This is a genomic window from Streptomyces lacaronensis, from assembly GCF_047337785.1.
GTDB classification, from domain to species: domain Bacteria; phylum Actinomycetota; class Actinomycetes; order Streptomycetales; family Streptomycetaceae; genus Streptomyces; species Streptomyces lycopersici.
This window is the reverse complement of sequence record NZ_JBLHDK010000003.1, coordinates 7,497,170-7,506,878: the sequence shown is the minus strand read 5'-3', so window position 1 is coordinate 7,506,878 and position 9,709 is coordinate 7,497,170. Positions and strand designations below refer to the sequence as shown.

The following is a 9,709-nucleotide window of genomic DNA, read 5'->3' as shown; positions in this document are numbered from 1 at the left end:
GAGTCTCACCCATGCTTCTCGTCACAAACCTTGCGCCCTCGGACCCAACGATCCTCAGATTCCGAGTTCCTTGTCGATGAAGGCGAAGACCTCGTCGGGCGTCGCCTCCTGCAACTTCTCCGTCACGGTGCCGCTGTCGCCGTCGGCCGCCTCGGCGTCGTCCGTACGGGGCTCCGCCCACTTCGCCGCGAGGTCCCGCAGCCGGGCCGCGATGTCGTCCCGTGCCTCGCTGTCGGGGTCGAGCACGGACAGCGCGGACTCCAGCGCGTCGAGCTCCGCGAGACCGGGCGCCGCGGCCGTACCGCCGTCGCCCACGATCCGGCCGCACAGGAACTCGGCGAGCGCCGCGGGGGTCGGGTAGTCGAAGACCAGCGTGGCGGGCAGCTTCTGCCCGGTGGCGGCGGTCAGCCGGTTGCGCAGCTCCAGCGCGATGAGCGAGTCGAAGCCCAGCTCCTTGAACGCCCGTCCGGCGCCGACCTCGTCGGTCGAGGCGTGGCCGAGCGCGGCGGCGGCGTTGGTACGCACGACCTCCAGGACGACCAGGGACTGCTCGGCCCGGGAGATCCCGGCCAGCCGCTTGCGCAGCGCGTCCGCCGGGGACCCGTCGGAGGCCGTGCCTGCCTCACCGGCCGGGCCGCCGGTCTCCCGCACCCGCTTGACCTCGGGCAGCTCCCCGATGAGCGGGCTGGGGCGGACCGCCGTGTAGCCGTGGACGAAGCGGTCCCACTGGATGTCGGCGACGGCCACGACCGTGTCCGCGTGGTCCAGGGCCCGCTGGAGCGCCGTGATCGCGGCGTGCGGGGCCATCGCCGGGACGCCGCCCCGGTCCAGCCGCTCGCCGATGGCGCCGTCGGCGGCCAGACCCGTCTCGCCCCAGCGGCCCCAGGCCACCGAGGTGGCGGGCAGGCCCGCCGCGCGGCGCCGCTCGGCCAGCGCGTCGAGATAGGCGTTGGCCGCCGCGTAGTTGCCCTGTCCGGCGTCGCCGAGGGTGCCCGCGATACCGGAGAACAGCACGAACGCGGACAGGTCCAGATCGCGGGTCAGCTCGTCCAGATGGCGCGCCGCGTCGGCCTTGGGGCCGAGGACGGTGGCGAACCGCTCCGGGGTGAGCGCGTCCAGGACACCGTCGTCCAGGACGCCCGCGACGTGCATGACCGCCGTGAGCGGCCGGTCGGCCGGGATGTCGGCGAGCAGCGTCTCGACGGCCTTGCGGTCGGCCACGTCGCACGCGGCGATCGTGACCTCGGTGCCCAGCCCGGTCAGCTCGTCCCGCAGTTCGGCCGCGCCCGGGGCCTCCAGGCCACGGCGGCTGGTGAGCACCAGGTGCTCGGCCCCGCCTGCGGCCAGCCAGCGCGCCACATGGGCGCCCAGCGCGCCCGTACCGCCGGTGACCAGCGTCGTACCGGACGGCTTCCACGACCGTACGGCGGGCGCGCCGGCCAGCGGGGCGTGGGCGAGCCTGCGGGCGAACACCCCGGCCGCGCGCACCGCGAGCTGGTCCTCGCCGCCGGTCCCGGCGAGCACCCCGGCGAGCCGGGCCAGCGCCCGCTCGTCGGGCGCGCCGGGCAGGTCCACCAGACCGCCCCAGCGCTCCGGGTACTCCAGGGCGGCGGTCCGGCCGAGGCCCCAGACGAGCGCCTGCTCGGGGGATTCCACCTGGTCCGTCTGTCCGACGGCGACCGCGCCCCGGGTGGCGCACCACAGCGGCGCGTCCACCCCGGCGTCGCCGAGGGCCTGGATCAGCACGGCGGTACCGACCAGCCCGGCGCTGACACCGTCGGTGCCGGGCGCGGTGCCCGCGTCGAAGGCGAGCAGCGACAGCACACCCGAGACGGCTCCGGCGTCGGCCAGCTCCTCGCGCACCAGGCGGGTCAGCGACGCGCGGTCCGACTCCACGGCGGTCGGGGTGATCTGCCGCACCTCGGCGCCGCGTTCGGTGAGCATCCGCACCGCGCCGAGCGTCCAGTCGTCGATGGCGGCGGACTCGGGCACGGCCAGCAGCCAGGTGCCGGACAGCCGCGTGGCCTGTGCCTCGGTCAGGGAGGTCCAGGTCACGCGGTAGCGCCAGCCGTCCACCGTGGACTGCTCGCGGGCCTGCTTGCGCCACGACGCCAGGGCGGGCAGGACGGCGCCGAGCGAGGACCGCTCACCGTCGTCCTCGAACGCGAGGGTGTCGGCCAGCGACTCCAGGTCCTCGCGCTCGACGGCCTCCCAGAAGCGGGCGTCCACGGCATCGGACGGCGCGCCCGACTCGTCGGCCGGGGTGTCGGCCGCCTGCGGCCAGTAACTCTGGTGCTGGAAGGCGTACGTGGGCAGCTCGACGCGAGTCGCGCCCGTCCCCTGGTACACGGCCTCCCAGTCCACGGCCACGCCACGCGTCCACGCCTCGCCCAGCGAGGTGTGGAAGCGGACCAGGCCGCCCTCGTCGCGGCGCAGCGACCCGATCGCGGCGGCCTCACGGCCCGCGTCCTCGGCGGTCTCCTGCACACCCATCGTCAGCACCGGGTGGGCACTGGACTCGATGAACACCCCGAAGCCCTCGTCCAGCAGCCGCCGGACCGCGCCCTCCAGCTCAACGGTCCGGCGGAGATTGGTGAACCAGTACTCGGCGTCCAGCTCCGGGCCCTCGACCCACTCCCCCGTCACGGTGGACAGGAACGGCACCTCGGCGTTCTTCGGCTGTACGGGCGCCAGCAGCTCCAGCAGCTCATCGCGCAACAACTCCACCTGCGCGGAGTGCGAGGCGTAGTCCACCGGCACCCGGCGCGCCCGCACCTCGTCCGCCTCACACGCGGCCACCAGCTCATCCAGCGCCTCGGGCTCACCCGAAACCACCACCGACGACGGCCCGTTGACCGCCGCCACCGAAATCCGCTCCTCGCCCCACGGCGCGATCCGCTCCCGCACCTGCGCCACCGGAAGCGCCACCGACACCATGCCGCCCTTACCCGCCAGCACCCGGCCGATCGCCTGACTGCGCAACGCCACCACACGGGCCGCGTCCCTCAGCGACAGAATCCCCGCCACACACGCCGCCGCGATCTCACCCTGCGAATGGCCGACCACGGCCGCCGGCCGCACACCCAGCGAACGCCACAGCTCCGCGAGCGACACCATCACCGCGAACAACACCGGCTGAACAACGTCCACCCGCTCCAGTGACGGTGCGCCCTCCGCCTCGCGCAGCACATCCACCAACGACCAGTCGGTGAACTCTGCGAGCGCGGCGGCACACTCATCAATACGGGCAGCGAACACCGGTGAAGCATCCAACAGCCCCACGGCCATGCCTACCCATTGTGACCCCTGTCCTGGGAACACGAATGCGGCCTTGCCCCCGATTGAGGCCCCCTGCACCAGGTTGGGCAGGACCTGCCCCCTAGCGAGGGCGTCCAAACCCCGGACGAAATCGTCCCGGTCCGTGCCCACCAGCACCGCGCGCCGGTCGAAGGCGGCGCGGGTGGTGGCCAGCGAGTGGCCGATGTCCAGCGGGCGCGGGGCCGGGTCGGCGTCGAGGTGGGCCAGCAGCTTGGCGGCCTGGGCGCGCAGCGCCGCCTCACTCTTGCCGGACACCGTCCACGGCAGCGCGTCGAGCCTCCGGGTCACCGGCTCGGTCTCGTCCGGCTCCTCGGCGGGCGCCTGCTCGATGATGGCGTGCGCGTTGGTGCCGCTGAAGCCGAACGAGGACACGGCGGCCCGGCGCGGACGGCCGGTCTCCGGCCACTCCCGGGCCCCGGTCAGCAACTCGATATCGCCCGCCGACCAGTCCACATGCGGGGTGGGCTCGACGATATGCAGCGACTCCGGCAGCACGCCGTGGCGCAGCGCGAGCACGAGCTTCATCACACCGGCGACACCGGCGGCCGCCTGGGCGTGGCCGATGTTGGACTTGATGGAGCCGAGCAGCAGGGGCTGCCCGTCGGGCCGCTCCTGGCCGTAGGTGGCGAGCAGCGCCTGCGCCTCGATCGGGTCGCCCAGCGTCGTACCGGTGCCGTGTGCCTCCACGACGTCCACCTCCGAGGCGGACAGCCGGGCGTTGGCCAGGGCCTGCCGGATGACGCGCTGCTGGGACGGGCCGTTGGGCGCCGTCAGACCGTTGGACGCACCGTCCTGGTTGATCGCCGAGCCACGGACGACGGCGAGCACCGGGTGGCCGTTCCTACGGGCGTCCGACAGCCGCTCCACCAGCAGGAGCCCTACGCCCTCGGCCGGGCTGAAGCCGTCCGCGTCCGAGGAGAACGCCTTGCTGCGGCCGTCGGAGGAGAGTCCGCGCTGACGGCTGAACTCGATGAAGGTGCCCGGGGTGGCCATCACGGTCACCCCGCCCGCGAGCGCGATCGAGCACTCGCCCTGGCGCAGCGACTGGACGGCCAGGTGCAGCGCCACCAGCGACGCCGAGCACGCGGTGTCCACGGTGACCGCTGGGCCCTCCAGGCCGAAGGTGTACGAGAGGCGGCCGGAGACGACGCTCGCGGCGCTGCCGGTGGCGAGGTGGCCCTCGTAGCCCTCGGTGTTGCTGCGCATGACGATGGAGTAGTCGGAGCCGTTGGTGCCGACGAAGACACCGGACGGGCTGCCGTGCAGCGTGGCCGGGTCGATGCCCGCCCGCTCGAACGCCTCCCAGGAGGTTTCCAGCAGCAGCCGCTGCTGCGGATCCATCGCCATGGCCTCACGCGGCGAGATCCCGAAGAAGGTGGGGTCGAAGTCGGCGGCCCCGGTGAGGAATCCGCCCTCGCGGGTGTAGCTGGTGCCCTGCGCGTCCGGGTCCGGGTTGTACAGCGACTCGACGTCCCAGCCGCGGTCGCCCGGGAACTCCGACAGCGCGTCGCCACCGGAGGCGAGCAGCTGCCACAGCTCCTCGGGGGTGCGCACACCGCCCGGGAAGCGGCAGCTCATGGAGACGATGGCGATCGGCTCGTCGTCCGCGAGCGCCGCCGCGGTCGGCAGCGCGGCCACGGCGGCCCGCTGCCCGCCCGCGATCTCGGTACGCAGATGGCGCGCGAGCACGGTGGGCGTCGGGTAGTCGAAGATCAGGGTCGGCGGCAGCTTCAGCCCGCTGGCGGCGCTGAGCCGGTTGCGCAGCTCGACGGCGGTCAGCGAGTCGAAGCCCAGCTCCTTGAACGCCCTGCCCGCCTCGACGTCATCGGCGCCCGCGTAGCCCAGGACGGCCGCGACGGCGGTGCGCACCAGCTCCAGCACCAGCCGCTCCTGCTCGGCCTCCGGCACCCCGGCGAGCTGCCGCACGAGAGCGACCGCGCCCGCGCCGTCCGCCTCGGCGTCCCCGGCCATGTCCTCGATGACGTCCCGCGCCTCGGGCAGGTCGTGCAGCAGCGGACGGGAGCGGCCGGAGGTGAAGGCGAGGACGAAGCGCTTCCACTCCATGTCGATGACGGTGAGCACCGACTCGTCGCGGTCCAGCGCGTGCTGGAGCGCGGTGACGGCGGCGCGTGGCGCCATCTCGATGACGCCGTGGCGGCGCATCCGGTCGCCGACGCCGCCCTCGGCCATCCCGCCCTCGCCCCACGGGCCCCAGGCCAGGGAGGTGGCGGGCAGGCCCTCGGCGCGCCGGTGCTCGGCGAAGGCGTCGAGGAAGGCGTTGCCCGGCGCGTAGTTGCCCTGGCCGGGCGCGCCGAAGGTGGCCGCGAAGGAGGAGAACAGCACGAACGCGGACAGGTCCAGATCCCGGGTGAGCTCGTGCAGATGGCGGGTGGCGTCCACCTTGACCTTCAGCACCCGGTCCACCTGGTCCGGGGTCAGGCCCTCGATCACCCCGTCGTCCAGTACGGCGGCCGTGTGGACGACGGCGGTCAGCGGGTGTTCGGCGGGGATGTCCGCGAGCAGCGCCTCGACCTGGGCGCGGTCGGCCACGTCGCACGCGGCGATGGTCACCTTGGCGCCGAGCTCGGTCAGTTCGGACCGCAGATCCGCCGCGCCCGGGGCGTCCAGACCACGGCGGCTGGTGAGCACCAGGTGCTCGGCCCCGTTGCCCGCCAGCCAGCGCGCCACATGGGCGCCCAGCGCGCCCGTACCGCCGGTGACCAGGGTGGTGCCGGTGGGCTTCCAGGCCCGTACGGCGGGCGTGGCGGCCAGCGGGGCGCGCACCAGACGGCGTACGAGCAGCCCGGTGGCGCGGATCGCGACTTGGTCCTCCTCGTCGGCCCCCGCGAGCACGGTCACCAGCCGGGCCAGCGCCCGCTCGTCGGGCACTCCGGGCAGGTCCACCAGACCGCCCCAGCGCTCGCCGTGTTCCAGCGCGGCCACCCGGCCCAGGCCCCAGACCAGCGCCTGGTCGGGGGAGTCCAGTGGGTCGGCGCGGCCGACGGAGACCGCACCACGGGTGGCGGACCACAGCGGCGCGCCGATCCCCGCGTCACCGAGGGCCTGCACCAGCGCGAGCTGCGCCGCCACTCCGGCCGGGACGGAGGGATGCCGGGGGTGCGGACGGCCGTCGAGGGCCAGCAGTGACAGCACTCCGGTGAACGGGATGCCGTCGGTCTCCGCGAGCGCGGCCCGCAGCCGCTCTGTGAGCTCGTCGCGGCCGTCGGCGTCCGTGTCCACGGTGATCCGCCGTACGTCGGCGCCGCGTTCGGCGAGCACACCGGCCACGGCATCGGTCCAGGTCGTCCCGGTGGCCTCGGTGTTCTCGGTGTCCTCTGTGCCCTCGGTGTCCGGGGCGACGACGAGCCAGGTGCCGGTCAGCCTCGCGGACTGCCCGTCGGCGAGCGGCTTCCAGGTGACGCGGTAGCGCCAGCCGTCCACCGTGGACTGCTCACGGGCCTGCTTGCGCCACGACGCCAGGGCGGGCAGCAGCGCGCTGACCCGCTCGTCGCCGTCGATGTCCAGCTCGGCCGCGAGCGTCTGCCAGTCCTCGCGCTCGACGGCCTCCCAGAAGCGGGCCTCGACGGGGTCGGCGGCGATGGCGGCGGCAGCGGCGGGGCTGCCCGCCTCGAGCCAGTAGTGCTGGTGCTGGAAGGCGTACGTGGGCAGTTCGACGCGAGTCGCGCCCGTACCGTCGAACACCCCGGCCCAGTCCACGACGACGCCCCGGGTCCACGCCTCGCCGACGGAGGCCCAGAAGCGGTCCAGGCCGCCCTCGTCACGGCGCAGCGAGCCGATCGCGGCGGCCTCGCGGCCCGCGTCCTCGGCGGTCTCCTGCACACCCATGGTGAGGACGGGGTGCGCGCTGGACTCGATGAACGCCCCGAAGCCCTCGTCCAGCAGCCGCCGGACCGCGCCCTCCAGCTCAACCGTGCGCCGCAGGTTGGTGAACCAGTACTCGGCGTCCAGCTCGGAGCCGTCGACCCACTCCCCCGTCACGGTGGACAGGAACGGCACCTCGGCAGCCCTGGGCTCCACGGGCGCGAGCAGCTCAAGGAGTTCCTCGCGGAGCAGCTCGACCTGCGCGGAGTGCGAGGCGTAGTCCACCGGCACCCGGCGCGCCCGCACCTCATCGGCCTCACAGGACGCGAGCAGTTCGTCCAGCGCCTCGGGCTCACCCGAAACCACCACCGACGACGGGCCGTTGACCGCCGCCACCGAGATCCGCTCCTCGCCCCACGGCGCGATCCGCTCCCGCACGTCCGCCACCGGAAGCGCCACCGACACCATGCCGCCCTTGCCCGCCAGCACCCGACCGATCGCCTGACTGCGCAACGCCACCACACGGGCCGCGTCCTTCAGCGACAGGGCTCCGGCCACACACGCCGCCGCGATCTCACCCTGCGAGTGGCCGATCACCGCGGCCGGGACGACGCCCAGCGAACGCCACAGCTCGGCCAGCGACACCATCACCGCGAACAGCACCGGCTGGACCACATCCACCCGGTCCAGCGAGGGGGCACCCTCGGCACCCCGCAGCACCTCCACCAACGACCAGTCGGTGAACTCCGCGAGCGCCGCCGCACACTCCTCGATCCGCGCGGCGAAGACGGGCGAGGCGTCCATCAGCCCCACCGCCATACCGGCCCACTGCGACCCCTGCCCCGGGAAGACGAACGCCGTGCGGCCGCCGACGACGGAGCCCTGTGCGACGCCCGCCGCCATACCGCCCTCGGCCAGGGCGGTGAGCCCGGCCAGCAGTTCGTCGCGGTCGTGGCCGCGCACCACGGCGCGGTGGTCGAGCTGGGCCCGGGTGGTGGCCAGCGAGAGGGCCACGTCCACCGGGCTGAGGGACGGGTCGGCCTCGAGGTGGGCCAGCAGCCGCTCGGCCTGGGCGCGCAGCCCCGCCGCGCTCTTGCCCGACACCGCCCACGGCACGACGTCCAGCCGCTTCGTCGGGGCCGCCGGTTCCTCGGCGGCTTCCTCTGCCTCCTCGGCGGGGGCCTGCTCCAGGATGGTGTGGGCGTTGGTGCCGCTGAAGCCGAAGGAGGACACGGCGGCGCGGCGCGGGTGGCCGGTCTCCGGCCAGGGGGTGGTGTCGGCGAGCAGCGACACCGCGCCCGCCGACCAGTCCACATGCGGGGTCGCCTCGTCGATGTGCAGCGTCTTGGGCAGCACGCCATGGCGGATGGCCATGACCATCTTGATGATTCCGGCGACACCGGCGGCGGCCTGGGTGTGCCCGATGTTGGACTTGATGGAGCCGAGCAGCAGCGGCTGGTCCTCGGTGTGCTCCTGGCCGTAGGTGGCGAGCAGCGCCTGCGCCTCGATCGGGTCGCCGAGCGTGGTCCCGGTCCCGTGTGCTTCGACGGCGTCCACATCGGCGGCGGAGAGGCGGCCGTTGGTGAGCGCCTGGTGGATGACGCGCTGCTGGGACGGGCCGTTGGGCGCGGTGAGGCCGTTGGAGGCGCCGTCCTGGTTGATGGCCGAGCCCCGCACGATGGCGAGCACCGGGTGGCCGTGTCGGCGGGCGTCCGACAGCCGCTCGACGAGCAGCATGCCGACGCCCTCGCCCCAGCCGGTGCCGTCCGCGGCGGCGGCGAAGGGCTTGCAGCGGCCGTCGGCGGCGAGCCCGCGCTGCCGGCTGAACTCGGTGAACGTCGAGGGCGTGGCCATCACGGTGACACCGCCCGCGAGCGCCAGCGAGCACTCGCCGTTGCGCAGCGCCTGCACCGCCATGTGCAGGGTGACCAGCGACGACGAGCACGCCGTGTCAACCGTGACCGCCGGGCCCTCAAGACCGAAGGTGTACGACACCCGGCCGGAGGCGATGGAGCCGGAGCTGCCGGTGCCGAGGAAGCCCTCGACGCCCTCGGGCACGGAGTCCAGCCGCGAGGTGTAGTCGTGGTACATCACGCCCGCGAACACACCGGTCCGGCTGCCGCGCAGCCCGGTGGGGTCGATCCCGGCCCGCTCGAACGCCTCCCAGGAGCTCTCCAGCAGCAACCGCTGCTGCGGGTCCATCGCCATGGCCTCACGCGGCGAGATCCCGAAGACCGCCGGGTCGAAGCCGCCCGCGTCGTAGAGGAACCCGCCCTCGTTCACATAGCTGGCGCCCGCCTGGTCGGGGTCGGCGTCGTAGAGCGACTCGACGTCCCAGCCACGGTCCGTGGGGAAGCCGGAGATCGCGTCCTGGCCGTCCAGGACGAGCCGCCACAGCTCCTCGGGGGTGGTGACCCCGCCGGGGTAGCGGCAGCTCATCGCGACGATCGCGATGGGCTCCTGGTGCCGCTCCTCGACCTCGCGGAGCTGCCGGCGGGCCTGACGCAGATCGGCGGTGGCGCGCTTGAGGTAGTCCCGGAGCTTGTCCTCGTTATTCACCATTGCGTCG

1 protein-coding gene is annotated in these 9,709 nt (G+C 74.0%); it reads right to left on the bottom strand.

Annotation, left to right across the window (positions count from 1 at the left end; all coding sequences use genetic code 11):
- Positions 1 to 54: 54 nt before the first annotated feature.
- Positions 55 to 9,699, bottom strand: a complete 9,645-nt coding sequence (locus tag ACMTAK_RS32205; RefSeq protein ID WP_413813058.1) for a type I polyketide synthase — start codon at positions 9,697 to 9,699, stop codon at positions 55 to 57.
- Positions 9,700 to 9,709: the final 10 nt, after the last annotated feature.